Origin of the sequence: Agrobacterium sp. CFBP 3001, assembly GCF_027871605.1 — a bacterium.
Classification (GTDB): Bacteria; Pseudomonadota; Alphaproteobacteria; order Rhizobiales; family Rhizobiaceae; genus Agrobacterium; species Agrobacterium leguminum.
In genome coordinates this window covers 35923-61735 of sequence record NZ_JAQAHD010000019.1, presented here as the reverse complement: position 1 = coordinate 61735, position 25813 = coordinate 35923, and the positions used below count along the sequence as shown (strand labels likewise).

The 25813-nt window shown below is 60.5% G+C and carries 28 protein-coding genes; 17 read left to right on the top strand and 11 right to left on the bottom strand.

All coding sequences use genetic code 11. From position 1 onward, the window contains the following. The first annotated feature begins 12 nt into the window (after positions 1 to 12). The gene (locus tag PH605_RS20285; protein WP_142845874.1) at positions 13 to 603 is read left to right on the top strand and encodes a hypothetical protein; all 591 of its coding nucleotides are present in this window, start codon (positions 13 to 15) and stop codon (positions 601 to 603) included. A 113-nt stretch (positions 604 to 716) separates the two neighbouring features. Here PH605_RS20285 and PH605_RS20280 read toward each other — a convergent pair whose 3' ends face one another. Then, on the bottom strand, positions 717 to 1865 hold the full coding sequence (locus PH605_RS20280; RefSeq protein WP_142845873.1) for an RHE_PE00001 family protein: 1149 nt from the start codon (positions 1863 to 1865) through the stop codon (positions 717 to 719). Between the two features lie 170 nt (positions 1866 to 2035). On the opposite strand from PH605_RS20280, the gene PH605_RS20275 reads away from it, so the two are divergent. After that, entirely contained in the window at positions 2036 to 2323 is a 288-nt protein-coding gene (locus PH605_RS20275) for a DUF7673 family protein (protein WP_142845872.1), read from the top strand. Continuing rightward, positions 2323 to 3477, top strand: coding sequence for a site-specific integrase (locus PH605_RS20270; RefSeq protein ID WP_142845871.1), 1155 nt, complete (start codon positions 2323 to 2325; stop codon positions 3475 to 3477). Before PH605_RS20275 ends, PH605_RS20270 begins: the two co-directional genes overlap by 1 nt. Before the next feature lie 197 nt (positions 3478 to 3674). Here the strand turns inward: PH605_RS20270 and arsK are convergent, their stop codons facing one another. The 7 genes from arsK to PH605_RS20235 are packed head-to-tail and all read right to left on the bottom strand — an operon-like array spanning position 3675 to position 8047. Further along, the gene (arsK, locus tag PH605_RS20265; RefSeq protein WP_142845870.1) at positions 3675 to 4901 is read right to left on the bottom strand and encodes an arsenite efflux MFS transporter ArsK; all 1227 of its coding nucleotides are present in this window, start codon (positions 4899 to 4901) and stop codon (positions 3675 to 3677) included. Next, a complete protein-coding gene (gene arsH / locus PH605_RS20260; protein WP_161987967.1) occupies positions 4898 to 5623 on the bottom strand; it encodes an arsenical resistance protein ArsH in 726 nt (241 codons plus the stop codon). The genes arsK and arsH overlap by 4 nt, the downstream gene beginning before the upstream one ends. Continuing rightward, entirely contained in the window at positions 5598 to 6026 is a 429-nt protein-coding gene (gene arsC / locus PH605_RS20255; protein ID WP_161987964.1) for an arsenate reductase (glutaredoxin), read from the bottom strand. The genes arsH and arsC overlap by 26 nt, the downstream gene beginning before the upstream one ends. Then, on the bottom strand, positions 6023 to 6727 hold the full coding sequence (locus PH605_RS20250; RefSeq protein ID WP_142845868.1) for an aquaporin: 705 nt from the start codon (positions 6725 to 6727) through the stop codon (positions 6023 to 6025). The genes arsC and PH605_RS20250 overlap by 4 nt, the downstream gene beginning before the upstream one ends. Before the next feature lie 2 nt (positions 6728 to 6729). Next, positions 6730 to 7167 (bottom strand): arsenic resistance N-acetyltransferase ArsN2, encoded by a 438-nt coding sequence (gene arsN2 / locus PH605_RS20245; protein WP_142845867.1) that lies wholly within the window; start codon positions 7165 to 7167, stop codon positions 6730 to 6732. Further along, the gene (locus PH605_RS20240) at positions 7164 to 7694 is read right to left on the bottom strand and encodes an arsenate reductase ArsC (protein ID WP_142845866.1); all 531 of its coding nucleotides are present in this window, start codon (positions 7692 to 7694) and stop codon (positions 7164 to 7166) included. The genes arsN2 and PH605_RS20240 overlap by 4 nt, the downstream gene beginning before the upstream one ends. Further along, on the bottom strand, positions 7691 to 8047 hold the full coding sequence (locus PH605_RS20235) for an ArsR/SmtB family transcription factor (protein ID WP_137006004.1): 357 nt from the start codon (positions 8045 to 8047) through the stop codon (positions 7691 to 7693). The genes PH605_RS20240 and PH605_RS20235 overlap by 4 nt, the downstream gene beginning before the upstream one ends. A gap of 41 nt (positions 8048 to 8088) precedes the next feature. Here PH605_RS20235 and PH605_RS20230 point away from each other — a divergent pair, with 41 nt between their 5' ends. Both PH605_RS20230 and PH605_RS20225 read left to right on the top strand, forming a co-directional pair. Beyond that, complete coding sequence (locus tag PH605_RS20230; protein ID WP_142845865.1) at positions 8089 to 8610, top strand: DUF6428 family protein; 522 nt, start codon at positions 8089 to 8091, stop codon at positions 8608 to 8610. Between the two features lie 324 nt (positions 8611 to 8934). Further along, positions 8935 to 10482, top strand: a complete 1548-nt coding sequence (locus PH605_RS20225; protein ID WP_142845864.1) for a Fic family protein — start codon at positions 8935 to 8937, stop codon at positions 10480 to 10482. A 761-nt stretch (positions 10483 to 11243) separates the two neighbouring features. Here PH605_RS20225 and repC read toward each other — a convergent pair. From repC to repA, 3 genes are all read right to left on the bottom strand, one after another. Further along, positions 11244 to 12488 (bottom strand): plasmid replication protein RepC, encoded by a 1245-nt coding sequence (gene repC / locus PH605_RS20220; protein WP_142845863.1) that lies wholly within the window; start codon positions 12486 to 12488, stop codon positions 11244 to 11246. Between the two features lie 156 nt (positions 12489 to 12644). Next, positions 12645 to 13640: a plasmid partitioning protein RepB gene (gene repB / locus PH605_RS20215; protein WP_080821211.1), complete on the bottom strand. Its 996-nt coding sequence runs from the start codon at positions 13638 to 13640 to the stop codon at positions 12645 to 12647. An 84-nt stretch (positions 13641 to 13724) separates the two neighbouring features. Further along, positions 13725 to 14915 carry a plasmid partitioning protein RepA gene (repA, locus tag PH605_RS20210; protein ID WP_080821210.1) on the bottom strand — a complete coding sequence of 397 codons (1191 nt, stop codon included), beginning with the start codon at positions 14913 to 14915 and terminating at the stop codon, positions 13725 to 13727. Between the two features lie 377 nt (positions 14916 to 15292). On the opposite strand from repA, the gene traI reads away from it, so the two are divergent. The 12 genes from traI to trbI are packed head-to-tail and all read left to right on the top strand — an operon-like array spanning position 15293 to position 25602. After that, on the top strand, positions 15293 to 15928 hold the full coding sequence (gene traI / locus PH605_RS20205; protein WP_142845862.1) for an acyl-homoserine-lactone synthase TraI: 636 nt from the start codon (positions 15293 to 15295) through the stop codon (positions 15926 to 15928). Next, on the top strand, positions 15925 to 16896 hold the full coding sequence (gene trbB / locus PH605_RS20200; RefSeq protein WP_142845861.1) for a P-type conjugative transfer ATPase TrbB: 972 nt from the start codon (positions 15925 to 15927) through the stop codon (positions 16894 to 16896). The genes traI and trbB overlap by 4 nt, the downstream gene beginning before the upstream one ends. Continuing rightward, on the top strand, positions 16886 to 17290 hold the full coding sequence (gene trbC, locus PH605_RS20195; RefSeq protein ID WP_142845860.1) for a conjugal transfer pilin TrbC: 405 nt from the start codon (positions 16886 to 16888) through the stop codon (positions 17288 to 17290). The genes trbB and trbC overlap by 11 nt, the downstream gene beginning before the upstream one ends. Continuing rightward, a complete protein-coding gene (locus PH605_RS20190; RefSeq protein WP_142845859.1) occupies positions 17283 to 17582 on the top strand; it encodes a conjugal transfer protein TrbD in 300 nt (99 codons plus the stop codon). Before trbC ends, PH605_RS20190 begins: the two co-directional genes overlap by 8 nt. A gap of 9 nt (positions 17583 to 17591) precedes the next feature. Further along, the gene (locus PH605_RS20185) at positions 17592 to 20060 is read left to right on the top strand and encodes a conjugal transfer protein TrbE (RefSeq protein WP_142845858.1); all 2469 of its coding nucleotides are present in this window, start codon (positions 17592 to 17594) and stop codon (positions 20058 to 20060) included. After that, positions 20032 to 20841 carry a P-type conjugative transfer protein TrbJ gene (gene trbJ, locus PH605_RS20180; RefSeq protein WP_142845857.1) on the top strand — a complete coding sequence of 270 codons (810 nt, stop codon included), beginning with the start codon at positions 20032 to 20034 and terminating at the stop codon, positions 20839 to 20841. The genes PH605_RS20185 and trbJ overlap by 29 nt, the downstream gene beginning before the upstream one ends. Continuing rightward, a complete protein-coding gene (gene trbK, locus PH605_RS20175) occupies positions 20838 to 21068 on the top strand; it encodes an entry exclusion protein TrbK (protein WP_142845856.1) in 231 nt (76 codons plus the stop codon). Before trbJ ends, trbK begins: the two co-directional genes overlap by 4 nt. Further along, positions 21062 to 22258, top strand: a complete 1197-nt coding sequence (trbL, locus tag PH605_RS20170) for a P-type conjugative transfer protein TrbL (RefSeq protein ID WP_142845855.1) — start codon at positions 21062 to 21064, stop codon at positions 22256 to 22258. The genes trbK and trbL overlap by 7 nt, the downstream gene beginning before the upstream one ends. 17 nt (positions 22259 to 22275) lie before the next feature. Next, positions 22276 to 22953 (top strand): conjugal transfer protein TrbF, encoded by a 678-nt coding sequence (locus PH605_RS20165; protein ID WP_142845854.1) that lies wholly within the window; start codon positions 22276 to 22278, stop codon positions 22951 to 22953. 17 nt (positions 22954 to 22970) lie between these two features. Then, complete coding sequence (trbG, locus tag PH605_RS20160) at positions 22971 to 23825, top strand: P-type conjugative transfer protein TrbG (RefSeq protein ID WP_142845853.1); 855 nt, start codon at positions 22971 to 22973, stop codon at positions 23823 to 23825. Beyond that, positions 23825 to 24286: a conjugal transfer protein TrbH gene (gene trbH, locus PH605_RS20155; RefSeq protein ID WP_142845852.1), complete on the top strand. Its 462-nt coding sequence runs from the start codon at positions 23825 to 23827 to the stop codon at positions 24284 to 24286. The genes trbG and trbH overlap by 1 nt, the downstream gene beginning before the upstream one ends. Before the next feature lie 11 nt (positions 24287 to 24297). After that, positions 24298 to 25602: an IncP-type conjugal transfer protein TrbI gene (gene trbI, locus PH605_RS20150; RefSeq protein WP_142845851.1), complete on the top strand. Its 1305-nt coding sequence runs from the start codon at positions 24298 to 24300 to the stop codon at positions 25600 to 25602. The last annotated feature ends 211 nt before the right edge of the window (positions 25603 to 25813 follow it).

Sequence of the window (25813 nt, the reverse complement as noted above, 5' to 3'; positions counted from 1 at the left end):
TATGGAACGTTGATGGCTTACGAGTACTCGGCGCAAAGTCACGACTGGGACATGACTATGCTGGCAGCTACCCAGCTTATCAAAGCGGGCATAGCCGCAGATCAGCAAGAGCGAACCGGCAACATGTCCATGGGCTTTGCCTACTTTACCGGCGGAATGGTCCTGGCCTTTGCAGCAATCGAAAGCTTCTCAGCCTCCATTGCCTTCACTATGAAGGGTGATGCGAGGTTCGAAGCGTTCGACTTTGACAAATACCGGCACACGAAACGGTTCTGGGATAAAATGGACCTGCTCTGCCGTGCCGCAGGAATCGAAGTCGATAAATCGAAGGCCCTATTTCAGCGGATCGAGAAAATGCAGCATTGGCGCAATCTGGTCACACATGCTTCGCCTTATGAAATCGAGCCGACGATTATAACGGATACGACAGAGGCTACCCGAAAACTGCATAAAAAGTGGCGTCATAAAGACTACCTCAGCTTAGTCGACCTACAGCACGCCAAAATGTTTCATGAGACTGCTCTGGAGTTCATCAACTTAATGAAGGACTCTACTGGTCTCGATCCCAGGGCCATGGCTTCATACAAGAACCAGGGTGGTTAGGTCTTAAAGCGCGCAAATCCACGATCCCGGCTGCTACGCTCAAGTTGAACGCCATCGGCTCCTTTCCGCCGGTCGCGCGGGACGAGCTATGCCGTCTTTAAAGAGTGATCAGGCTACACAACTCCCCACGCCCGAAACCTCCCCCTCCCCGTCATCTCTCTGAGACCGAGTTCCAACACGATCCGCCGTGCCGCCTGCGGCGTGACCTCGAGCGTTTTCGCCACCATCCCGGCCGACACCAGCGGCTTTGCCATCACCAGCTCGACCAGCTCCGGCAATTTAGAGGAGGTCCGCCGTCCTTCAAGTTTTCGGTCCATCATCGTCTTCGCCAGCGTCAGCCGGTCATGCTCTTTCATGCCGATCTCGGCGGCCGCCAAAAATCCGTGGGCGATGGCGAGCAACCGGGTCTCCCGATCACGATGCCGGCGCCGATCGACGGGAATGGTTTTGAGGCCAAGATTGATGGCGGCCAGGTGCGCGCCGGTGGTGACGCCGGCCTGACGCAGGATGGAGGCCGCAAATAGCCGGCCGAGCCAGCGTGCATGCTGCAGGACGGCAAGCTCGTTCCAGGCATCGAGGGCGACGATGGCCTGCAGCACCGCCGGCAGATTTTCTGCCTGGCGCAGAACACCGCGCCATTCGTCGAGCCGGGTATCCTCGTCCCAGTCGAGATCGTAGATCATTGGATCTTTTTCGGCACGGCTGCTGCCGTTGCGGCTGGGACGGGTCACACTTTCGATTACCGCCTCCGATCGGGCCAGCACAGCATCGATGGCGGCATAGTCTACGCCGGGCAGATTTTCGCCTAGGTCGGCGTCCTCATCCCCCTCCCCTGCCTCGTCCACCGGGACGGAGCGCCGGATGGTGCTGGCCGCCTCCGCCGCGCCAGTGTCAGCGGCTGTGATCTCCGAGGTCTGCCGCAGTGTGCGAATGCCTTCCGGCGAGAGCGCCCAGTTTGGCGACTGAGCCGCGATGCGCCTACGGGTGCGCAACACGTCGCGGGCGATTGTCAGCTCGTGGGTGGGTGTGCGGATATCGCGGGTCGCGTCATGGAGGACGAGGTCTTCGAGATGGACGAGTTCGCCATCGATCCAAAGCGAGGCGCAGGCATCGGCGAAATTCTGGCGCTCGATCCAGCCTTCGCCGACCGGTGAACGGGCGATGCGCTCGTCGAGACGCGTGAGGGCGACAGCGGCGTCAAATGAAGACCCCACCAAGTTTGAAATGCTGATTTTCGCGAGATCGTAAGCCATTGAAATCATGGTAAATGATTTGCTAAAGGAACTCTATCTAAATATTAGGGTTCCTCACATGGTATGGTTGCGGGTTGGGGTTCTAACCATCGATAAGTAACCCTTATCGATGGTAGATCGACAAAGCCCGTAAATTCACTTAACCTGGGCCAAATCACGCTCAGCAAAGGCTACCAACCATGGAAGATCGCGTCCGCTTCGCCCTCGAAAAGCTGCTCAATGTCGCTCACCAGGATACCGGCCAAGGGCGCCGCGTCGCCAATTTTTTGCTCGCCTGGTGGAATGCCAGCGTGCATGGCGGCTTCGATCTGACTGACCTCGCCGATCTCGATCCTGAAATCTGCGGCGACATGGTCACCGTCTTTACCTGGATGGCGCGCGAAGAAACACTCTCCTATCCGGACGCCTACAAGCCGGAGATCATCCAGATCATCCGCCGCTGGCGGCCGCACGTCGAGATCGACTGATGGCGACCCCAAAGAAATCCGACACCCTGTCCAGCGTCGAGCGCCGTGCAGTCGAGCTCGATACCATCGCTTCTGTGCTGCCCATCGAGCGCCGGGACGAATTGGCCGAACTGCTGACCGACCAGGACGTCGAAACGCTAAAACATCTGGTCAACCAGGGCATGGGCGACAACACGCTGCGGGCGCTGACCTCCGATCTCGCCTACCTCGAAGCCTGGGGATTGGCGGCGACGAAAAAATCCCTGCCCTGGCCGGCGCCCGAGGCGCTGCTGCTGAAATTCGTCGCTCATCATCTGTGGGATCCCAAAAAACGCCAGAACGATCCTGATCACGGCATGCCGGCCGACGTCGATCAACTGTTGCGAGATCAGAGATTTTTGAAATCCACTGGCCCGCACGCGCCCGACACGGTTCGTCGCAGGCTGGCCAGCTGGTCAACCTTGACCAAATGGCGCGGCCTCGACGGCGCATTCGCCTCCCCTGCCCTCAAGCAGGCGATCCGGCTGGCAGTGCGTGCCGTCCCTAGGCCGCGTCGTCGCAAAAGTGCCAAGGCGGTCACCGGCGATATTTTGGCCAAGCTGCTGGCGACCTGCGAAAGCGAAAACCTTCGTGATCTGCGCGACCGGGCGATCCTGATGGTCGCCTTCGCCTCCGGCGGCCGCCGCCGTAGCGAGATCGCCGGATTGCGGAAGGAGCAACTGAGCATCGAGGCACCGATCGAAGTCGAAGATGGCCCTCCCCTCCCCTCCCTTGCCATTCACCTCGGTCGGACCAAGACGACCTCCGGCGAAGAGGACGACATCGTCTATCTCACCGGCCGGCCGGTCGAGGCGCTGAATGCCTGGCTGGCGGCCGCCAGGATCGACAAGGGCAGTGTGTTCCGGGGGATCGGAAGATGGGGCACCGTCTCGCGCCGGGCGCTCGATCCCCAATCTATTAATGCCATTCTCAAGCAGCGCGCGGAGATAGCGGGCTTGGACAGCCGCGACTTTTCGGCGCATGGATTGCGGTCAGGCTATCTGACTGAGGCAGCCAATCGCGGCGTTCCACTGCCCGAAGCGATGGAGCAATCGAGGCACCGATCAGTTCAGCAGGCGTCCAGTTATTACAACAACGCGACACGGCGCAGCGGACGGGCGGCACGGCTTCTCTAGCAAGAGTCGATCGACGCTTTGGCGACATCACGCTGACGGCGGAAACGGTCGGATGATATGAGCGGCAGCTCAACGTTCATCGATAGCGCTTGATGCAAGACGCCTCGACATTCCTCCGTTCCTCGCCGCGCTTGTGGCCTTTCGTTTATGCTGGTCAATCCTGGGACCTGCAAGTGACGTGACCACGATAACGGCTGTCAGCCTGCAACAGCTCGCCCAGATTCTTCAGTGTCCAACTGCGCCCGCCGCCCCACATAAGCCACAGCACCAAAAAGCGCGATGGCCCCTGCCCCCAGCGTCGCCGTTAGTGCCAGTGAGAGGCTTATGCCAAGCCGCTCCATCCCCAGCGCCAAGACAAACGGCGCGGTAGCCGACACGATCAGCCGCGCCGCCATCATCTTGCCCTGCAGTCTGCCGTATCCGTCACTACCAAACAAGGCCAGCGGCAGGGTACCGCTGACGATACTCAACAGACCGTTGCCCATGCCGAAGATAACGGCGAAGACCATCGCACCCAGAACGGACGGCGCGGTGAGGAGCAGCACCACCGTGCCGATTGGAATCAGCGCAGCGGAGACCAACGCCAGGTGCAGGGCCGACAGGTTCTTGCCGAAGAGCATGTTGATCAGGCGGCTGGCCACCTGAGACGGGCCGAACAGCGCGCCGACCAGGGCGGCGGCGGCGCCAAGGCCAAGGCCGCCTAGCAACGGCACCATGTGGACCAGCACGGCCGAGCTGGCGAGGTATTGCAGGGAGAACGCCGTGGCCATCAGGAGAAATCCGCGCGACCGCTGATCAGCTCGCAGGATCCCGACGACCGAGGGCGCGGCGGTGGTGGCCTCTGCGCGGCGGCTTTTGGCGAGTCCGAACGACAGCCAGGCGTGCAGCGGCAAGCAGATGGCCAGATTCAGGCCCGCGAAAATCAGGTACACCGTCTGCCAGCTGAACTGCGCATGAAGCGCTGTGGTGATCGGCCAGAAGATCGTCGAAGCAAAGCCGGCAATCAGGGTCAGGTAGGTGATGCTGCGCGACGCCGCCGCCGGTTGCAGTTGTACCAGCAGCGCAAAGGCAGCGCCGTATTGCACCAGATTGGCAGCAGTTTCGATAGCAATGAGGGCCAGGACATAGGTCGCTTTGCCGGGCGCATAGGCGCAGGCGATCAGCGCCAGAGCGGCCACGGCGGAGCCGATGGTCATCACTCTTCCCGCTCCAATCCGGTCAATCAGGCTGCCCAGCCACGGCGCCGTCAAGCCGCCGATGAGCAGGGCCGCTGACAGCGCGCCGAAGACCCATTCGGTGGACCAGGCCAGGTCCTTGGCCATGTCAGGCGCGAGGATGCTAAAGCTGTAATAGAGGGTGCCGTAGCCGATGATCTGGGTCAGACCAAGGATCAGCACTGCGGCGATCGGCGTGCGGGTGGTCATATGGATTTCAGGCTCACGCGTTGCTCCAGCTTTTCCGCCTCTTCCTTCCGTTCGCTGTAGCGATCGGTGAGATAGGCCGAGGCGTCGCGGGTGAGCCAGGTGAACTTTACCAGCTCCTCGCAGACATCAACCACGCGATCGTAATAGGACGAGGGTTTCATTCGCCCCTCCCCGTCGAACTCCTGAAACGCCTTGGCCACCGACGACTGGTTGGGGATGGTGATCATCCGCATCCAGCGGCCGAGAACGCGGAGCTGGCTGACGGCGTTGAACGACTGCGAGCCGCCGGAGACCTGCATAACGGCCAGGGTCTTGCCCTGCGTCGGCCGCACGGAGCCGACCGAAAGCGGGATCCAGTCGATCTGCGCTTTCATGATGCCGGTCATGGCACCGTGGCGCTCCGGACTAACCCACACCTGGCCTTCGGACCATTGCGACAGCTCACGCAGCTCCTGCACCTTGGGGTGCGTCACCGGCTCCGCATCGGGCAGCGGCAGGCCGGCCGGGTCAAAGATGCGCACATCGCACCCGAAATGCTCCAGCAGGCGCGCCGCTTCGCGGGCGAGCAACCGGCTATAGGAGACCTCTCGCAACGAGCCATACAGGATCAGGATACGCGGTTTATGGGTGGAGAACGGTGGACGCAGGGCCTCAATATCCGGCTGGCGCAGATGCGCCAGATCGGCGGCAGGGAAATCAGCCAATGCGCTTGCCCTCCGCATCGAGGACCTGTTCACCGTCTTCCTTGGCGAACGCGCCCTGATGAGTGTCGGGCAGGATGTCGAGCACGAGTTCCGAGGGCCGCGACAGGCGCGTGCCCATGGGCGTAATCACGAACGGCCGGTTGATCAGGATCGGATTCTTGAGCATGGCATCAAGCAGCTGGTCGTCGGTGAGGCCCGGGTTGTCGAGGCCGAGGTCGGCGTAAGGTGTGCCCTTTTCGCTTATCGCTTCCCGCACGGTGAGGCCGGCGTCGGCAATCATCTTCACCAGCTCCTTGCGGCTGGGCGGGTTCTGCAGGTACTCGATGACCGTGGGCTCGATGCCGGCATTGCGGATCATCGCCAGGGTGTTGCGCGAGGTGCCGCAAGCGGAGTTGTGGTAGATGGTGGCGTTCATGGTCATAGCAGGACTTCCGGTTTCGGGAGAGGTTTGTCGGAGGGGCGGGATTCCATCAGCAGCCAGCCGACCAGGGTAAGCGCCAGCAGCGCACCGAGAGTTTCGGCGATGATGAACCCCGGCAGATCGAGAGGCCGGATTCCGGCGAAGGTATCGGTGAGCGACCGCGCGACGGCCGGGTTCGCGAAGGATGTTGACGCCGTAAACCAGTAGGCAGCAGTGATGTAGAGCGCCACCAGCCACGGCACGTCGTTCTGACGGAACCGAATTCCGGCAAGGATGGTGAACAACAGGCCAAAGGTCGCGGTCACTTCTGCGAGCCATTGCGCCGGACCCGTGCGAACCGTGCTCGACAGCTGCAGCAATGGCAGTTCGAACATGGCGTGGGCCAGCAGTGTTCCGGCGATACCGCCGGCTATTTGGGCCATGCCATAGGCGACGGCGTCGTTCACGCTCAGCGCCCGGCGTAGAGTGAAGACCAGCGTCACCACGGGATTGAAATGCGCGCCGGAAATCGGGCCGAGCAGACTGATCAGCACCACCAGGATAGCGCCGGTTGCCAGCGTATTGCCAAGCAACGCGAGCGCCGTATCGGCGGTGAGCTTGTCCGCCATGATGCCCGAGCCGACCACCGTGGCGACAAGCAGCGCAGTGCCCAGCGCCTCAGCTGCGAAGCGCCGCGAACGTGGGAATGCGTGCGTGGTCATAGCTACAGATCCTTTGCCATCAAGGCGGCCGAAGCCGGGCAGAGGTTCGCCGCCTGGCGCGTGGCCAGGATCGCGGCCGGGGCCGCATCTCGGGCGATGTTTCGGAACCCCAGCGATTCAAAGAACGGTGCGACCGTGTCGGTCAGGAGATAGACAGCTTTCGCGCCGTCGTCGTGAGCCTGCGCCAGAAGCTTCCCGGTGATTGCCTCACCGAAACCCTGACCCCGGCGCTCCGCCATCACGACGACGGAGCGCAGCAATGCACACTCGCCATAGGATTCCCGCCCGCCGAAACCGACCGTCTCCCCATCCCGGGAGAACCGATAGAACGACCGCCCATCTTCCGTGAGGTCATCCACCGGCAGTTTAGCGGCAGCCAGCGCAGAGCGGAGGTCGGTATCATGCCCCCCGACAGGCTCCTGGTACAGATCGAGGCTCAAGCGACGTCGCCCCTGCGGTTGGTGATGCCTTCCATCGCGCCGATGGCGCGCAGCTGGGTTTCCAGCGCGAGCTTGTCGATCGACGCGAGCGGAAGGCTCACAAACGCGGTGATACGATTCTTGAGGAAACGGGCAGCCTGCGAGAAGGCCTGACCCTGCTCAATAAGGCTGCCCTGGACGGCGGCCGGATCCTCAACACCCCAATGCGCGGTCATCGGGTGGCCGATCCAGACCGGGCAGGCTTCACCCGCGGCGCTGTCGCAGACGGTGAAAATGAAATCCATCTGCGGTGCGCCGGGCTCGGCAAAAACGTCCCAGCTCTTGGAGCTGAACCCCTCGGTCGCGTAACCGAGGCCACGTAGCGTATCCAGAGCCATTGGATGCACCTGGCCCTTCGGCTGACTGCCGGCCGAATAAGCCTTGAACCGGCCTTTGCCCTCGCCGTTGAGGATGGATTCCGCAAGGATCGAGCGGGCAGAATTGCCGGTGCACAGGAACAGGACGTTGTAGACGCGGTCGTCGGTCATTGCAGCTTCTCCTTCGGGGCTGGAGCGCAGCAGGCGGCCACATCGGCGGCCGGCGCGCAGATCTCGGGATGGCCGGCGCAGCAGTCTTCCATCAGAAAGCGGACCAGTGCGCCCAGGCCTTCGTAATTTGCGGTGTAGATAATCGAGCGGGATTCGCGCTGCTGGTTGATAAGCCCGGCCCGCTCCAGTTCCTTCAGGTGGAAGGACACATTGGAGGGGGAAACCTCGGCCTTCTCGGCGATCGCGCCGGCGGCCATCCCGTCCGGACCGGCCACAACCAGCATGCGGACGATGTGCAGCCTGGTTTCCTGCGACAGCGCCGCGAATGACATCAGGGCTTGACGTTCTTCCATATTTCTACAATCCTTGAATTATTGAAACAGGAGTAGCCGAAATGAACGCGCTCGACAAGCCCCTTCTCGAAACCGACATCAGCCTTGGACGCCTGCTCGACACGATCGACGGTGTCCGGGACCTGCCGCTAATCTTCTCCTATGACGGACAGCCGGTGAAAGGCGGCTATCACGTGACCGAGGTGAAAGCCGGGCAGTTCGCAGCACTCGACTGTGGCGCCGAGCACGAGGAATGGTCCGAAATCTTCGTACAGCTGTGGGACATCGACGAGGACGACCGCCCGCATATGCCGGCGGGAAAGTTCGCCGCAATCATCCGCAAGGTGTCGGAGCATTTGCGGCTGGACGGATCAGCAAAGCTGACCTTCGAAGTTAGTGACGGCATCCGACCGGTGCAGCTTTATTGTGCGGCGGCCCCTGCCCTGCACAAGAGCGCCGTGCATGTCGACCTGGTACCGCGGCCAGCAAGCTGCAAGCCGCGCGATCGTTGGCTTACGGAAGAAAACCAGAAGGCCTTGGCGTGCTGTGGTCCAGTACAGCGAACGGAATCATGCTGCTCTTGAGCCCGCCTACAAGGATGAGACCGGCTTGTTCTCTGGAAGCAGCGGCAGTGAATCAGATCGATAAGGACGGTCGACATCCGCGCCGGTCCGATGCCCTGTCGACGTCGCTTTTCAAGTCTGGTGAGGCTGCATTTGGACCATGAAACGCGCTTGCAACTGTTCGGTTTTCCGCATTCTCTGCAATTTGGAAATGGCTGTGCTCAACGCGCTGCCAAAATCATTTTTCATAAAACTACCTTCTTGTCATCGAAATTCATTGCCGATAATCAAATTTCATGAGAGCTTCGTACCGAAACTAATTTTCAGAGCCGGATATCAGGATTCATGGAGCAGGGACGAGGAAAGCCGTTTTCAGGCGCGGTCGGCATTTTTCACGGCCGCTGGATGCCGGAAGCCGCCATCCCTGTCGGCTATGCGGCGCTGATCGATGCCTTTGAATTACCCGTGCCTGTGCCAATCACCCTGTCCGCGATCGGTCCACGCCACAAAGTCTATCAGGCCGGGGGCTGGAACATTTACACCCCGCGCCACCAACCGGACAATGACCTTGCTGGACATCTGACCTTCGCCCTGCGCTATGAAGGGCTGGACCTTGCCGTATTGAAAGCTCTGTTCCGGGCAACAGGTCCTGAGCCGATCGCCAATATAGTGCGTGCGTCGCCTACTGGCGCCTATGCGCGACGGCTGTGGTTTCTCTACGAATGGCTGCTCGATATACGGCTCGATCTGCCCGACGCGGCACAGGGCACCTATGCCCTTGTCGTCGATCCCGACCGGCAATTCGCGGTGGGTGGAGCGAGTTCGACAAGACATCGGGTGAAGAACAATTTGCCCGGCACACCGGCTTTCTGCCCGATGATCTTCCGCACGCTTGCGCTCGACGCGTTCGTTGCGCGGGGGCTTGGCGACGAAGCGCGGCAGTTGATCGCCGAAGTCCCTGCGGACCTGCTTGCACGCACCGCCGCATTCCTGCTGCTCAAGGATTCGCGCTCGAGCTTCCAGATCGAGGGAGAAGATCCATCGCAAGATCGTATCCAACGCTGGGGCCAGGTGATCGGTGAAGCCGGTCGCCGGCCAATAGACCGCGCTGAACTGGAGCGGCTGCAGCGGATTGTCATCGGCGATGCGCGCTTCGTTCATCTCGGCCTGCGCGTCGAGGGTGGCTTCATCGGTGAGCATGATCGCCTGTCAGGCGCACCGATCCCCGATCATATCAGCGCCCGACATGAAGACCTGACCTCGCTGATCGACGGCCTGACCTCTTTCGACCGCAGCGCGGCACAGCACCTCGATCCTGTTCTCGCCGCAGCAGCCCTCGCCTTCGGCTTCGTCTACATCCATCCTTTCGAGGACGGAAACGGCCGACTGCACCGCTATCTGATCCATCATGTTCTCGCCGAGCACGGATTCAACCCTCCGGGGCTCGTCTTTCCGGTCTCGTCCGTCATCCTGGACCGTATTGATGCTTATCGAACCGTCTTGGAAAGCTACTCACGCCGCCTTTTGCCGCTTGTTCATTGGCAACCAACGGATCGTGGCAATGTCGAGGTGCTGAATGACACCGCCGACTTCTACCGCTACTTCGACGCAACGCCGCACGCCGAATTTCTGTTCGAGTGCGTAGCCCGAACGATCGATGTGGATCTGCCGGCCGAGACGGCATTCCTACGCATCTATGATGCGTTCAAGATCGAAATGAAGCAGATGATCGATATGCCCGATCGCTTGCTGGACCTCTTGTTCCGGTTCCTACGCCAGAACGAAGGGCGACTGTCAAAGCGGGCTCGCGACAAGGAGTTTTCGGCGCTCAGCGACGCAGAGGTCGCTCGGGTCGAGACAATTTACGCCGAAATCCGCCAATCAGCAGGATGACGCGATGTCGTCCATCACGTCTGCCAGCGGTAGCTGTTGGCGCTGAAATATCCGGCCTTAAGGAGATGTTCATATTGGACAAACTCCATTAGAGACGCTTTCAAACGAGCGGTTGTCCTCGCACGCATCGATTCAAATCGGGACTTCAAAGCTAGCGCACGGAATAGCCGTGCGATGCAATTCATTGCCGACTTTTCGATTGAGATACTGACCAACTCGTTCTTAGTGAACGTCGCTGACGGTTGTTGTAAACGCAGCCTTGGAAAATCACTTCGTTGTCATGGGACCCTGCAAGTTCAATAAACAAGCTACTTGTGCTGCCGACGACATAGTATCCCCCGATACGGGCCGTAGCTAAAGATGCGAGGCGACCACTTTTGTTATCGAAGTACCCCAAGGGGCGGCACAGCTGGACTGGTGCCCTCGCGGCATTTCGATCCATCGGTTCTGCCGGAGCGCTGCGCCAATACTCCAGAATGTGCGACCAGATTGGACAGAAAATTCACTTCTATGATGCTGAACCGACGCTGGCTCCTAGCGAAATGGCCCTTAGCGGCTGCACGATTCAACTGTAGTCGCTTTTTAGTACACATCGTGCTGCACTCTTCCCCATGGGGATATTCGCCCTTCAACACCGATAACCCACTGTCTTAAAAAAGAAAATCAAGGAAAAAAACGGCTGACAAGACGTGCTCAATCCAGCGATGCGAACGGAATCGAGCCGTACGAGGTTCAATGCCGTTGACCGCAGAGTGCCGGCATCAAGCGGTTCTTCGATCTCCGCCGTCATTGAGCTTCAAAAGAGCCATCAGCATCGGCCCGAGCGAAAACTCCCCACGCTCGGAGCGCCTCGTGAGATCCCGAAGATAGCCGCCGGCAGATGTTATAAAGTTCGATCGTTCGAGAATGCAGGCCATAGCCACAGCGGCGTTTTCCGGCCCCATCGCGTTGCACGCCTCCTCGTAAGCTGAGGGGCTGACGCCCAGCATGGAGCGCACCACGACGGCAGCCTTCATGAGCTCGCGCCAGTTTTCTATCTGTCCGCCGGAACCATAGTCGGCAATCTGCGGGCAGGCCCGAAGTACTATTCCGAGTGGGAAGGCTTTTATTGGCTCAGGCTTGGCCTTCTCTCGTCCGTTCGCCACGCTCTTGGCTTGAGGTTCACCCTCCAGGCTTCCGCCCTGCTCTTTTTCAGAGCTAGGTTCAAATTCATGGATGGATTCGGTATTTGAATTCTGTGTATGCCGGTCATCTTGGATGGCATTGCCATTCATATTCTCAGGTTTTAACTGCATTTCCAGGATGTTGAGGATCTCTCTTCGAAGCAGTTGCATGTCATCGAGTGCCCGTTCCACCTGGACACGCTCCGGGTAGCGCGGAAGCCGGGCAAGGATGTCGATATACAGCCCCTCCACGTGCCCCCAGTTACCGGAAGCACCCTCCTCCACTGCAGCCGTAATGAGCTTGCGCACGTCGCGCCGGCAGATCGTGAGAGCTTCCTTTGCCCGGCGGAACCGTGTTCGCTCCGCAGCGACGTCCTGCGCAATCTGGGCAAGCTCGCCAGCGCGAGCCAGAAGAGGTGCGAGATCGAAACCGTAAGCCTGCTCTACCTCACCGTCACGATTACGATGCGCGTATCGCTTCCCGTTAGGGCTATCCCGGCGCAAGATGAGCCCGGCCTCAACGAGTGCCGCGAGTTGCCGTCTGAGTGTGCTTTCCGTGATCCCGTGAGCGCGAACCGATAGCTGCGCATTGGATGGGAAAACGACAAGCCCGCGGCTCGTATCGAGCTCCCCGTGCGGGTAAAACGTCAGGAGCGCATCGAGGACAGCCAAAGCCCGATCCTGAAGTCCTAAGCGTTCTCGCGCCTCGCAGACGTCGCGAAACACCTTCCACTTTTCAATCCGCGTGTTTTGATCCGGATCTTTGATCGCCATCTGTCTTTTGACCAGGGCAAGCGACATCGACCGCCGCCCAAAGGGCGTCGTCACATCTCCCGTTTGCATTTTTCTCTCACCTTTCTTCAGGCAAAAGAAATCCGCTCACCAAAATGGCGCCAAGACTCTTGACTGTGATTCCGGGAAATGCGATTCTCGATCCTGCTAGAGATGACGAGAGAGGCTTCCACGGTTCGCCGTTTGGGGGCCTTTTTCTTTTGCTGTTTAGTCTCCGTTGGTTTCGTTTTGCGACCCCTTGTACTCCTCGTACAAGCGATCCATGCGAGAAGACAGCCATTCGCTGAAGGGCTTGGCTTCGACATTCGTGAGCTCGATGGCAACCTTCTTCGCTTTGGCGGTCATCGCGAAATTCAGCGAGCGATCAGACGAGATCCAGTCTTTGGATGCGGTATCGACTTTGGGCTTTTTCGCAGCCGATTTGGCCTTGTATCGCTTCACGTAGTCATGAAGGTTATCAAACCGCTCGGCTTCAGGAAGCTTTTGAAAGTCGGCCGACGCTACATGCTCAACAGCAACCTTGGAGAGGGCAGGGGCAAGTATCAACTGCCGGAGGCTGAGCCACCGGTCACGCCCAATTTTCTTCGATGCACCCAAGGCCTGAATGACTGGCTCTGGCACCGCCTCGACCACAGCAAGCATCTTCGACAGCATCGCCTCATCGATGGCAAGCGACGAACGAACCGTTTCCTTGGTCATTCCAGAGACGATCAGGTTCTGAGCGAAGTAGGCGCGTTCAATGAAAGACAGGTTTGAACGGGCTGCGTTTTCCTGTCCTTGCACAATCGCCGAGGTGATATCGTCGAGCTTCTTGACGATTGCCTTGACCGGAACTCCGAGTTCGCGAGCCACCCTCAGACGACGGTGACCGAACACGACCATGTATCGCTTGGCATCCGTGGAGCTGGGGCGAACAAGGATAGGCGTCGTCTGTCCTGATCCCTTGATCGCCTGAAGCAGTTCCTGAAACTCTTCTCCATCGTCTGAAAGGCGGTCCGCAACGAAAGACACGTCAATCAATCGCGGATCAAGATCCACGATAACTTCACCTTCCATGAGCTTCTTGGTGTTCTCGGCCATATCTTCAATGGAGCGAACAACCGTCTTGGCGGCTCCTGTCATGCCGTAACCGGGTTTTGTCGGCATCTGGTTTGCCGAGATCGACGCTATATCCAGTTTGGCGAAAGGATTTTCACGGGACATAAGTGCCCTCCCAACTTGCTATCAACGCCGGTATGTCATTGACATCACTTTGTAAAACGCTGAATAAAACGGCTGACAAGTACCTCATTTTCTCCCCCAGACACCGTGGATGAGCTCAACGATTTCCGCGTTGGCGGCGTTCAAGCTCTCCATTGCCCTGTCGTAGGTTGCCCGGACGAACTCGCCCCGCTCAACCTCATACAATGTCTGCTTCTTTATCGAAGCATCGGAAATCGCAGTGGACTTCAGAACGTGGTTTCTCAGCATTTGTTGTGCGAACATCGATTGCATGAACCCGACCATCTGGGCCTGGGGGATATCCGTGGGCTCAAAGCGGGTGATGAGATACCGGAACCACTGAACACGCATTTCGGCCCCGGCCTCCGCGACCGGACCCATGATTCCCCCGAGCATCATGAGAAACTGGCTCATCGACATGATGTCCAGCATCTGAGGGTGGATGGTGATAAGAATCCCGGTCGAAGCCATGAGCGCGGTAATCGTCAAATAGCCCAGTTGAGGAGGGCAATCGATGACGACCACATCGTACTTGTCATCCACCTGCTTCAGAGCGCTGGCGATCCGCATATAGAAGAGTCGACCGTCGTCCCCCTTCTTGGAGGAGATCGCCAGTGGCACGTCATATTCGTATTCCTGCAGAACCAAGTTGGCAGGCACGACATCCAGTCCAGGAATGTTGGTCGGCTGGATGACGTCAGTGATTGACTTCCGCTCGTCGTCAAATCGAAGGGCCTCATAAAGAGAGGCAGTATCATCAAGCTCCGGTTGGATCCCGAAAAGTGAAGTCAGTGAAGCCTGCGGGTCAAGGTCGATCGCCAACACACGATGGCCGGTGAGGGCGAGATATTGCGCCAAATGCGCGGCAGTGGTGGTCTTGCCGCTTCCGCCCTTGAAGTTGACGACCGATACGACCTGCATCGGCTCTCCTTCCTTCCGCCTAGGCACGTAATATCTCTTGTCGGACTTCTTGTTGGCCTCGAGATAATCCCGAAGCTCGAGCATCTGGTCAGCCGTATAGTATCGGCGCCCACCGATGGACTCAATTTCCGGTCCTTTCCCGTCAGAATGGAGTTGTCTCAGGTGCGTCTGGGTGACACCCATGAAGTGCGCAACTTCAGCAAGCTGAAACTTGCGCAATCCCTTGCGAGCATCAGGCGGGTACTGCTGGCTGCGCAACATATGCAACGCGCTCGAGATCTTCGCCCCTTGCTCGGCAATCTCAATATCAAATCTGTTGGGCAGCGTATTGTTCATTTTGCGAACTATTTCCCCGGAGGCCTTCAATTTCGAAAAAATGGCTCGAACGCCATCATTTTCGAAACTATCCTGCGATTCCGGCATCGTCGCAAGAGATTTAAAGTTAACAAGCAGTTAACGGAACTGCCGGAGAGGCTGACAAAATATCGATTCATCCAAAGACTTCCGCATGTTAGCCCGGCTTTGTCCGCCAGCACCACTGACAGCGAAATGCAGATCTGCACCTCTTATCAACATTTTAGACTCCGCCTTCCGTCCGATTTTCGAGAGCTATACAGCCGAATCGGTAGAATCACCGGATGCAAATCTGCATATAGCCACACGCAACACGAGATGATTTCCCTTCGCCTGACCAGTTCATGCGGAGATCACAAATGCAGATTCTGAGCGTCTCGGCCGACGATTACGCAAGTAACCGCAACTACCTGAACCAGATGCACCGCCTTCGCGCCGCGGTGTTTGGCACCCGCCTGGAATGGGATGTCAGCATCACCGAAGAGGGAGAGTGGGATCAGTATGATGATCTCCTGCCGACCTACATCCTTGCGATCTCGGCTGGACACAAGGTCGTCGGCTGCGCGCGGCTGCTGCCCGCCTCTGGCCCGACGATGCTCGAACAAACCTTTCCGCAATTGCTGGAGCGGGCATTGCTCGATGCCCATCCGGCGATGGTCGAGAGTTCACGCTTTTGCGTCGACACATCCCTGGCAGCGGGGAGGAGAAGGACCCTCCATCAGGTCACGCTCACCATGTTCGCCGGCATCATCGAATGGTCGATGGCCAACGGATACAAGGAGATCGTCACAGCGACCGATCTCCGCTTCGAACGCATCTTGAAGCGTGCAGGATGGCCGATGAATCGGCTCGGCGACCCGCTCGCGATCGGCAACACCGTCGCCGTCGCGGGCAGCCTGCAGGCCGATCGCGCCAGCTTCGAACAGGTGTGTCCGCCAGGTTACCGCTCGATCATCGAGCGCGATGGCGCTGGTCCATTCAGGAGCGCGGCGTGACCCAGCTCCGTTCTCACCCCCGTCTTGTGCGCAAACTCCAGGACGCCCTCGGCGACCAGCTCTGCGTCGCACTCGACGACGCAACGGTCGTCGAGATCATGCTCAATCCCGACGGAAGGCTGTTCATTGAACGGCTGGGGCATGGCGTTGCCCCGGCCGGCGCGATGAGCGCCGCCACCGCCGAAGTCGTCATCGGCAGCGTCGCCCATGCGCTGCAATCGGAAGCCGACGACGAGCAACCGATCATTTCCGGCGAATTGCCGATCGGCGGGCATCGGTTCGAGGGCTTGCTGCCGCCGGTGGTATCGGCGCCTGCGTTCACGATCCGGAGACGGGCGTCGCGGCTCATCCCGCTCGACGAGTATGTGAAGTCGAAGGTGATGACCGAAGCGCAGGTCTCGGCTCTGCGCAGCGCGATCGCCTCCCGCATGAACATCGTCATTTCCGGCGGAACCGGATCCGGCAAGACGACGCTTGCAAATGCCGTCATCGCCGAGATCGTCGCGACGGCGCCGGAGGATCGCATCGTCATTCTGGAAGACACCGCCGAGATCCAGTGCGCGGCGGAAAACGCTGTGTGCTTGCACACGACCGACACGGTCGATATGGCCCGGCTCCTGAAGAGCACGATGCGCCTCAGACCTGACCGCATCATCGTCGGCGAGGTCCGGGACGGCGCCGCACTCACTCTGCTCAAGGCATGGAACACCGGGCATCCGGGCGGCGTCACGACCATCCACTCCAATACGGCGATGTCGGCCTTGCGCCGGCTGGAGCAACTGACCGCCGAAGCGAGCCAGCAGCCCATGCAGGAAGTTATCGGCGAGGCGGTAGATCTCGTCGTTTCCATCGAACGCACGAGCAAGGGCAGGCGGGTCCGCGAGGTGATCCATGTCGAGGGGTTCAATAACGCCCGCTACCGAACCGAACATTACGCCCAGATCGATGAGGACAGCCATGTCGCATAAGACAAAGATCACGCTCGCCTGCGCGACACTCGCCGCTATTTCTCTCGCCCTGGCAGAGCCGGCATTGGCTTCCTCGGGTGGCGGCGGCCTCCCATGGGAGTCGCCGTTACAGCAGATCCAGCAGTCCATCACCGGGCCTGTTGCCGGCTTCATCGCTCTGGCAGCTGTGGCAATCGCCGGCGCCATGCTCATCTTCGGCGGTGAGCTCAATGATTTCGCGAGAAGGCTTTGCTACGTCGCCCTCGTCGGCGGGGTTCTGCTGGGTGCCACGCAGATCGTCGCCCTCTTCGGCGCGACCGGCGCCAGCATCGGCGAGGCCGAAGCGCAATCGGCGCCTCACATCACCGAGCCGACGGCAATGCTTCACACGGAAGGGGAGGGGGCTCATGGCTGAGGCCGGCTCCAGGCTGTCCCGTTCGCGCGTGCACAGGGCGCTGTCGCGTCCGAACCTGCTGATGGGCGCCGACCGCGAACTCGTGCTGCTCACGGCCCTTGCCGCCGTCATCCTGATCTTCGTCGTGCTGACCTGGTACGCGGCGCTGTTCGGTATCGCGATTTGGCTGGTGGCGGTGGCCGCACTCCGCATGATGGCGAAAGCCGATCCTCTCATGCGGAGGGTCTATATCCGGCACATCTCTTACAAGACGTTCTATCGCGCGACGTCGTCGCCCTGGCGCAGGTTCTGAGGGATCGAGATGGTGGCCCTCAAATCTTTCCGCCATTCGGGACCGTCGTTTGCCGATCTGGTGCCCTATGCCGGCCTGGTCGACAACGGTGTCATCCTGCTCAAGGACGGCTCTCTGATGGCCGGCTGGTATTTCGCCGGGCCGGACAGTGAGAGCTCAACCGACGCCGAGCGCAACGAGGTATCGCGGCAGATCAACGCAATCCTGTCGCGGCTCGGATCCGGTTGGATGATCCAGGTGGAGGCCATCAGGGTGCCGACCAGGGAATATCCGACAGAAGCCGAATCCCACTTCCCCGATCCGATTACGCGGGCGATCGACGACGAACGGCGGGCGCATTTTCAGAAGGAGAGGGGACATTTCGAGAGCCGGCACGCACTGATCCTGACGTGGCGGCCGCCGGAGCCGCGGCGCTCGGGGCTGACCCGCTATGTCTATTCGGATGCGGCAAGTCGTTCCGCAACTCACGCCGACAAGGCGCTCGAAAGCTTCCTGACCTCGATCCGGGAGGTCGAGCAATATCTCGCCAACGTCGTCTCGATCCGCCGGATGATGACAAGGGAGACGCAAGAGCGCGGCGGTTTCCGGGTCGCCCGCTATGACGAACTGTTCCAGTTCATCCGCTTCTGCATCACCGGCGAGAACCATCCGGTTCGCCTGCCCGAGATCCCGATGTATCTCGACTGGCTGGTGACGGCCGAGTTGCAGCACGGGTTGACGCCGCTGGTCGAGAACCGCTTGCTCGGCGTCGTGGCGATCGACGGCCTGCCGGCGGAAAGCTGGCCCGGGATCCTCAACAGCCTCGACCTCATGCCGCTCACCTATCGGTGGTCGTCGCGTTTCGTCTTCCTCGATGCGGAGGAAGCGAGGGCAAAGCTGGAACGCACCCGCAAGAAATGGCAGCAGAAGGTCAGGCCCTTCTTCGATCAGCTGTTTCAGACGCAGTCGCGCTCGCTCGATCAGGACGCCATGACGATGGTGGCCGAAACCGAAGACGCGATCGCCGAGGCGTCTTCGCAACTCGTCGCCTATGGCTACTACACGCCCGTCATCATCCTGTTCGATGAGGACCAAATCGCGCTTCAGGAAAAGTGCGAGGCGATCCGCCGCCTGATCCAGGCGGAAGGCTTTGGCGCAAGGATCGAGACGCTGAATGCGACGGACGCCTTTCTCGGCAGCCTGCCGGGCGTCTCCTACGCCAATATTCGCGAACCGTTGATCAATACACGCAATCTCGCCGATCTCATTCCGCTTAACTCGGTCTGGTCGGGCAGCCCGATGGCGCCTTGCCCATTCTATCCACCCGGTTCGCCACCATTGATGCAGGTGGCCTCCGGTTCGACACCGTTCCGGCTGAACCTGCATGTCGACGATGTCGGCCATACGCTGATCTTCGGACCGACCGGCTCGGGCAAATCGACCCTGCTTGCGCTGATTGCCGCGCAATTCCGGCGCTACAGCCAAGCCCAGGTGTTCGCCTTCGACAAGGGCGGCTCGATGCTGCCGCTGACGCTTGGCCTTGCCGGCGATCACTACCAGATCGGCGGGGACATCGGTCCTTCGTCAGAAGGCGAGGTGAGGGCGCTTTCCTTTTGCCCGCTCGCCGAACTCTCGACCGATGGTGATCGCGGCTGGGCAACCGAATGGATCGAGACACTGGTGGCGCTGCAGGGCGTGACGATCACGCCCGACTACCGCAACGCCATCTCCCGGCAGATCGGGCTGATGGCGGAGTCGCGTGGCCGATCGCTCTCTGACTTTGTGTCCGGTGTTCAGATGCGCGAGATCAAGGACGCGCTGCATCACTATACCGTCGACGGCCCCATGGGGCAGCTGCTCGACGCCGAGGAAGACGGTCTGGCGCTCGGCGCCTTCCAATGCTTCGAAATCGAGGAACTGATGAACATGGGCGAGCGCAATCTCGTGCCCGTCCTCACCTACCTGTTCCGCCGGATCGAGAAACGGCTGACCGGCGCCCCCAGCCTGATCATCCTCGACGAGGCCTGGCTGATGCTCGGCCATCCGGTGTTCCGCGACAAGATCCGCGAGTGGCTGAAGGTCTTGCGCAAGGCCAATTGCGCCGTCGTGCTTGCAACCCAGTCGATCTCGGATGCGGAACGCTCCGGCATCATCGACGTGTTGAAAGAATCCTGCCCGACAAAAATCTGCCTGCCGAATGGTGCTGCGCGGGACCCCGGCACACGTGAGTTCTATGAACGCCTCGGCTTCAACGAGCGGCAGATCGAGATCGTCGCGACGGCGCTCCCGAAGCGCGAATACTACGTCGTCTCGCCCGAAGGCCGCCGGCTCTTCGACATGGCGCTCGGTCCCGTCGCGCTCTCCTTCGTCGGGGCGTCCGGCAAGGAAGATCTGAAGCGCATTCGCGCCCTGCATTCCGAACACGGGGCCGCATGGCCCCTCCACTGGCTCCAGCAAAGGGGGATCGCCCATGCCGAAACACTCTTCCCGGCCAATTAAGGTGGCGCGCGCCACTTTTGCCGGGGCCGCCATGCTTTTCGCCACCCTACCGGTTCCCGCCTATGCCGGAGGCGTCACCGGGCAGGCGACCGAATGGACCCAGCTCGCCAACAATGCCGAGCTCGTCTCGCTGGTCGGCAAGTCGGCGGAGCAGGTGAACAACCAGATCACCCAGATCTCCCAGCTTGCCGAGCAGATCCAGAACCAGCTCAACATCTACAACAACCTCCTGCAGAACACGGCACAACTGCCGAACCACATTTGGGGTCAGGTCGAAAGCGACCTGAAGAGCCTGCAAAACGTCGTCGCCCAGGGGGAAGGCGTCGCCTTTTCGATGGGTAATATCGACGATGTGCTGAAGCAGCGTTTCCAGAGCTTTGCCGAGATGAAGAGCAATCTGCCTGATGGAGCGAGCTTCTCGACGACCTACCAGAATTGGTCCGACACGAATCGCGACACGATCGCCGGAACGCTGAAGGCAGCAAACCTGACGGCCGACCAGTTCTCAACCGAGGAGAGCACGATGGCGTCGCTGCGCGCGATGTCGGAATCGGCGGACGGCCAGATGAAGGCGCTGCAGGTCGGGCATCAAATTGCCGCCCAGCAGGTGGCGCAGATGCAGAAGCTGCGCGGCCTGGTTTCGCAGCAAATGACCATGATGGGTACGTGGTTCCAGTCCGAGCAGGCGCAAAAGGATCTCGCTCAGGCACGCCGCGAACAGTTTTTCAGCGGAACCGAGCATGACATCCGCGGCGGTCAGACGATGGAGCCCCGCTGGTGAGCCCGCGTCTGATCGTCATCCTCGTGTTGGTGGGGCTCGCCGCAGTGGGTGCCGGCGTCGGCACCTGGATCGTGATCCAGCCGCGTCCGGCGCCTGTGTCCGGTTCCGGCGCGGCCGCTACACATCCTGTCTCCGAAACCGAACGCAGGGAGCACCGGGAAAAGTTCTTCAGCGGCGATCCGGATCGCGACATCCGTGGCGGGCAGGAGATGAAGCCGCGATGGTGATTGTCCGCCCCTCCCGGAAGCTGGAGCTCGTGTTCATTTCGATCGGCCTCATCCTGTTGGTGACGACACCGGCACTTGCCCAACAGGGGTCGGTCCTGACGACACTGGAAAACTCCGTCGTCACGGCCGCGAAAGGCTGGGAGACGACGGTGATGAACGCGGCGCGCTCGCTGTTCTGGATCCTGGCCGGCATCGAGGTCGGGATCGCCGCGGTGTGGCTGGCGATCAACGCTGCCTCGCTCGACAGCTGGTTCGCCGAACTCGTCCGGCGGATCATGTTCATCGGTCTCTTCGCCTTCATCCTCGACCAGGGCCCGTCCTTCGCCAAGGCCGTTGTCGACAGCCTCTACCAGATCGGCGCCGGCGGCGGCTCGGCCTCACCGGCAAACATCTTCGACGCCGGCATCCGGGTCGCGACCAAGATGTCGGAACAGGCGAAGTTCGGACTTTGGGAAGACAATGCACTGGCGATCGCCGCGGTCTTCGCCATGGTCGTGGTCGTCGTCTCCTTCTCGCTGGTTGCCGCAATTTTCGTCGCCGTCATGGTCGAGATGTATGTCGGCCTGCTCGCCGGCATGATCATGCTTGGGCTTGGCGGCTCGTCCTTCACCAAGGATTTCGCGGTCAAATATCTGGTCTATGCTTTCTCCGTCGGCATGAAGCTGATGGCTCTGGTGATGATCGCCAAGATCGGCTCGGACATCCTGCTGGGGCTCGCCGAGGCGCCGACGGCGACCTCCGAGCAGTTCATCACCACGCTTGCCATCGCCGGCATCTCGGTCGTGGTCTTCGTGATCGCCATGTATGTGCCGCCGATCCTGCAGGGGGTGGTCCAGGGCGCCTCGATCGCCGGCGGAATGGAAGCGATCCGTCATGGCGGCCAGGCCGCGACATTCGCGGCTGGCGGCGCTTTCCTTGGTGCGAGTGCCGCATCGAAAGGAGCGCAGACGGCCAGCTCGGCGAGGGCAGGGGGCTCCTCGATGGCTGGAGCCGCCCTCCGCGGCATGGCGTCAGCAATCGGTAATGCCGCTCACGCTACCGGATCAGCGGCAAAGGAGAAGGCGATCGCCTCTCCCGGCGCCTATGCCGGATCGCTGCTCGGCCTCGCCAACGCCAAGCTCGACCAGACGCGTCAGTCGGACCGGTCCACGCCGCCACCTCCACCCCCGCCCATCAACGAGAACAAATAGCTGGAGGTTGATCACCCATGGCCGGACGCAATCCGCCAAATACTTCCCATGTTTCCAACCCTTACCTTGCGGCACGCAACGAGTGGAACGAGCGTTATGGCTCCTATGTGAGAGCAGCCGCGGCCTGGCGCATCGTCGGCGTCACCGGCATGGTCATGGCGGTGATCGGCTTCGGCTACGCGCTTTATCAAAGCACGCAGGTGAAGCTCGTTCCCTATATCGTCGAAGTCGACAAGCTCGGGACCTCCTCCAATGCCGGCTTCCCGCAGCAGATCGAATATGCCGACCCGCGTGTGGTGCGCGCGACGCTCGGCAGCTTCGTCTCGAATTTCCGGAGCGTGACGCCGGATGCGGTCGTTCAGAAGCAATATATCGACCGGACCTATGCGCTGCTTCGGACCTCGGACGCAGCGACCGAGAAGGTCAATGCCTGGTTCCGTTCCAATTCTCCCTTCGAAAAGGCGAAGACCGCGACGGTGGCGGTCGAGGTCAACAACATCGTTGCACTATCGAACCAGTCCTACCAGGTCGACTGGACCGAGTTCGAGCGCGACCGCCGCGGCAAGGAGACGGCCGTGCGCCGTTTTCGCGGCATCGCCACCGTAACCCTCACTCCGCCGCAGGACGAAGGCGTCATCCGTCTCAACCCGATCGGTCTCTATCTCCGCGATTTCGACTGGACAGCGCAGCTTTGAAAGGCATGGCCCCGAACATGAACATCCGACTTGAGAACTATTCGGCCATGCTGACTGCCAGCGCCATCATATCAGCGGCGCTGGCGTTCTCCGCCCTTGCGCCTCTCAATGCCATTGCGGCCGACGGCGTCACCGCCAATGAGGCGAAGGGCATGGGGATTTCCACCCAGTGGCGCGGATCGCGCGGCCTCGTGACGAAAGGGGCCGACGGCAAGGTGATCTTTCTCTATGGCGAGGTTCAGCCCTCGGTCGTCTGCTCGCCGCTTCAGGTCTGCGACATCGAGCTACAGGGCGGCGAGGTGGTTCGTGATGTGCTCGTCGGCGACACGGTGCGGTGGAAGGTCGAGCCAGCGACTTCGGGGGCGGCGGGTGGCCAGGCGATCCATCTGATCGTCAAACCGTCGGAGCCGGGTCTCGTCACCTCAATGGTAGTGACGACGTCGCGGCGCACCTATCACATCCAGCTCAAGTCGCATTCGACGCAATATATGGCCCGCGTCGGATTCGAATATCCGGAAGATGTGTCGGCGAAGCTCGCTGACATGAATGCGCGTCTCGAGGCGAGTACCATCCCCGGCGCCGGCGTTTCGGCCGAGCAGTTGAACTTCTCGTATTCCGTATCGGGCAGAGCCGGCTGGCGACCGACACGTGTCTATTCCGATGGCCTGAAAACCTACATCCAGTTCCCGCGCTCGATCTCCGGCCAGGATGCGCCCGTGATCTTCGTCACCTCAGGAGGCCAGAACCGGATCGTCAACTACCGCATGAAGGGCGACATGATGGTGGTCGACTATCATATCGATCGCGCGGTCCTCGTCTCGGGCGTCGGCTGGCGGCAGGAAAAGGTGACGATCAGAAGGGGAGGGCGGTGATGCGCGTCTTCCACCTCCGTCCCATCCGTGCCCTTACCGCAGCCGGCAGCTTCGCCATCCTCCTCTCCGGATGCCAGTCGATGGCGACTGACGGTCTCGTCACCAGCAACGCGCCGCCGGAGATCTCCGGCCCGGCTGCGAGCGCCATTGCCGGCGATATGGTCAGCCGGCTTGCCGAGCAGATCGGACCCGGCAAGGCGACCGTTGCGCTCAAGCCGGACGCCTCGCCGTTCGGTCAGGCGCTCGAAGCAGCACTCAAGGGATGGGGTTATGCCGTAGTCACCGACCAGAAGACGGACATCGGCACGAAGATCATCCCGCTCGCCTATGTGATCGTGCCATTCGACGGGCAAGTGCTGGCGCGTCTTTCGACCAATAGCATCGAATTGGGCCGGGCTTACGCCGTCACCTCAAGCGGCGCGACGCCGGCGAGCGCGCTGTCGCTGATGCGGCGCGGCTGAGGGAGAGCACCATGGTACAATCCCTCAAACTCGGCGGCGCTGCGAATGACGAAGCGGAAGCCGGCATCAAGCGGATCAACCGCCTGCCGATCATCGTGGTGATCGTGCTGATCGTCGCCTTTCTTGGCGTCATTTTCTATGGGCTTGCCTCCCGCGGACTCTACTTCGGAAAGGACCGCGGTCCGGAAACGAGCTCCGGCAATCCGGCCTCGACCTTCGCCGACCAGATCAAGCGCGGCGTGACGGACGGCATCATCGGCGAGCCGCAGCAACAGACCACATTCCAGCCGACACCCGTCGAGACCAAACAGGACGAGAAGGCGAACGATCCCTTCACGCCGCAGCCGGGACAAAACCAGGAACAGCAGCGCGGGCAGGAGCTGGAACCCGAAGCGGTCTGGCGTGCCCGTCTCGAGCGCGAGCAGCGGGAGCAATATCTGCGTGAGCGGCATCGCCAGCGCATGGCCAGGCTGCAGGCGAATGACGCGGCCTATGACGCACCACTCGCCATCGACCGCAGCAAGCTGGAGGCGAGGGCTGACGACACCAGAACGACGACCAGCACTCCATCATCGACAACCGCCGGCGCCACGTTTGATCTTTATGCCGCCGCGTTGCGGGCCGGTCTCGGCGGGCAAAATATCGACCCGAACGGACAGTCCTCCAAGGAGGATTTCTTCAATGTTGATCTCAAGGACCTCGGATATCTCCCCAACCGCGTGGTGCCGCAGCAATCACCCTTTGAACTGAAACGCGGTTCGGTCATTCCGGCGACTCTGATTACCGGCATCAATTCGGACCTACCAGGCCGGATCAGCGCCCAGGTTAGCCAGAACGTCTACGACAGCGCCACAGGGCATCGCCTCCTCATTCCGCAGGGAACGAAACTGTTCGGACGCTACGATAGCAAGGTGTCGTTCGGTCAGAGCCGCGTGCTTGTGGTGTGGACGGATATCATCTTCCCAAACGGCGCCACGCTGCAGATCGGCGGCATGGCGGGAACGGACGCGCAAGGCTTTGGCGGCTTCCATGACAAGGTGAACAATCACTATTGGAGGACATTCGCGTCGGCGGCGCTGATCGCACTCGTTGGAACAGGGATCGACGCGTCCTTGCCGGAGAGTTCGACGCTTGCTACGCAGGATACGGCCTCCGATGCCGCAAGGCGGAATTTCGCGGAGAGCTTCGGCAGCGTGGCAGAACAAACTATCAGCAGAAACCTCAACATCCAGCCGACGCTCGAAATTCGACCGGGTTACAAGTTCAACGTGCTGGTTGATCAGGACGTCATATTTCCGGGGACATACCGAAACTAGGCTTCGGTGGGCCAGTGAGTAGCGGCGGCCCCAGGCTCAAAATGTACGGTGGACGGCTCGTTTCTTCTTCAGGTTTTATGTTCGCTTGTTCAAGAGCTTAGGATATGGCTGACATCGGCTGGGACTAATGTCTGTTGCCGCGGAGCGCCCCGCCAACGCTCTCAAGCTTTGGAAACCCGTTTCCAGGATAGCTGAAGGTCACGTTCGTATA

Coding starts and splice junctions, on each gene's coding strand:
- trbC (WP_142845860.1), top strand. CDS start 16,886: ATGTCGCATAAGACAAAGATCACGCTCGCCTGCGCGACACTCGCCGCT.
- trbG (WP_142845853.1), top strand. CDS start 22,971: ATGAACATCCGACTTGAGAACTATTCGGCCATGCTGACTGCCAGCGCC.
- trbL (WP_142845855.1), top strand. CDS start 21,062: ATGGTGATTGTCCGCCCCTCCCGGAAGCTGGAGCTCGTGTTCATTTCG.
- PH605_RS20225 (WP_142845864.1), top strand. CDS start 8,935: ATGGAGCAGGGACGAGGAAAGCCGTTTTCAGGCGCGGTCGGCATTTTT.
- PH605_RS20270 (WP_142845871.1), top strand. CDS start 2,323: ATGGCGACCCCAAAGAAATCCGACACCCTGTCCAGCGTCGAGCGCCGT.
- arsK (WP_142845870.1), bottom strand. CDS start 4,901: ATGACCACCCGCACGCCGATCGCCGCAGTGCTGATCCTTGGTCTGACC.
- arsH (WP_161987967.1), bottom strand. CDS start 5,623: ATGCGGAGGGCAAGCGCATTGGCTGATTTCCCTGCCGCCGATCTGGCG.
- arsC (WP_161987964.1), bottom strand. CDS start 6,026: ATGACCATGAACGCCACCATCTACCACAACTCCGCTTGCGGCACCTCG.
- PH605_RS20280 (WP_142845873.1), bottom strand. CDS start 1,865: ATGATTTCAATGGCTTACGATCTCGCGAAAATCAGCATTTCAAACTTG.
- PH605_RS20250 (WP_142845868.1), bottom strand. CDS start 6,727: ATGACCACGCACGCATTCCCACGTTCGCGGCGCTTCGCAGCTGAGGCG.
- trbH (WP_142845852.1), top strand. CDS start 23,825: ATGCGCGTCTTCCACCTCCGTCCCATCCGTGCCCTTACCGCAGCCGGC.
- trbI (WP_142845851.1), top strand. CDS start 24,298: ATGGTACAATCCCTCAAACTCGGCGGCGCTGCGAATGACGAAGCGGAA.
- PH605_RS20240 (WP_142845866.1), bottom strand. CDS start 7,694: ATGACCGACGACCGCGTCTACAACGTCCTGTTCCTGTGCACCGGCAAT.
- repC (WP_142845863.1), bottom strand. CDS start 12,488: ATGCAAACGGGAGATGTGACGACGCCCTTTGGGCGGCGGTCGATGTCG.
- PH605_RS20235 (WP_137006004.1), bottom strand. CDS start 8,047: ATGGAAGAACGTCAAGCCCTGATGTCATTCGCGGCGCTGTCGCAGGAA.
- PH605_RS20185 (WP_142845858.1), top strand. CDS start 17,592: ATGGTGGCCCTCAAATCTTTCCGCCATTCGGGACCGTCGTTTGCCGAT.
- PH605_RS20275 (WP_142845872.1), top strand. CDS start 2,036: ATGGAAGATCGCGTCCGCTTCGCCCTCGAAAAGCTGCTCAATGTCGCT.
- repB (WP_080821211.1), bottom strand. CDS start 13,640: ATGTCCCGTGAAAATCCTTTCGCCAAACTGGATATAGCGTCGATCTCG.
- repA (WP_080821210.1), bottom strand. CDS start 14,915: ATGAACAATACGCTGCCCAACAGATTTGATATTGAGATTGCCGAGCAA.
- PH605_RS20230 (WP_142845865.1), top strand. CDS start 8,089: ATGAACGCGCTCGACAAGCCCCTTCTCGAAACCGACATCAGCCTTGGA.
- PH605_RS20285 (WP_142845874.1), top strand. CDS start 13: ATGGCTTACGAGTACTCGGCGCAAAGTCACGACTGGGACATGACTATG.
- traI (WP_142845862.1), top strand. CDS start 15,293: ATGCAGATTCTGAGCGTCTCGGCCGACGATTACGCAAGTAACCGCAAC.
- PH605_RS20165 (WP_142845854.1), top strand. CDS start 22,276: ATGGCCGGACGCAATCCGCCAAATACTTCCCATGTTTCCAACCCTTAC.
- PH605_RS20190 (WP_142845859.1), top strand. CDS start 17,283: ATGGCTGAGGCCGGCTCCAGGCTGTCCCGTTCGCGCGTGCACAGGGCG.
- trbJ (WP_142845857.1), top strand. CDS start 20,032: ATGCCGAAACACTCTTCCCGGCCAATTAAGGTGGCGCGCGCCACTTTT.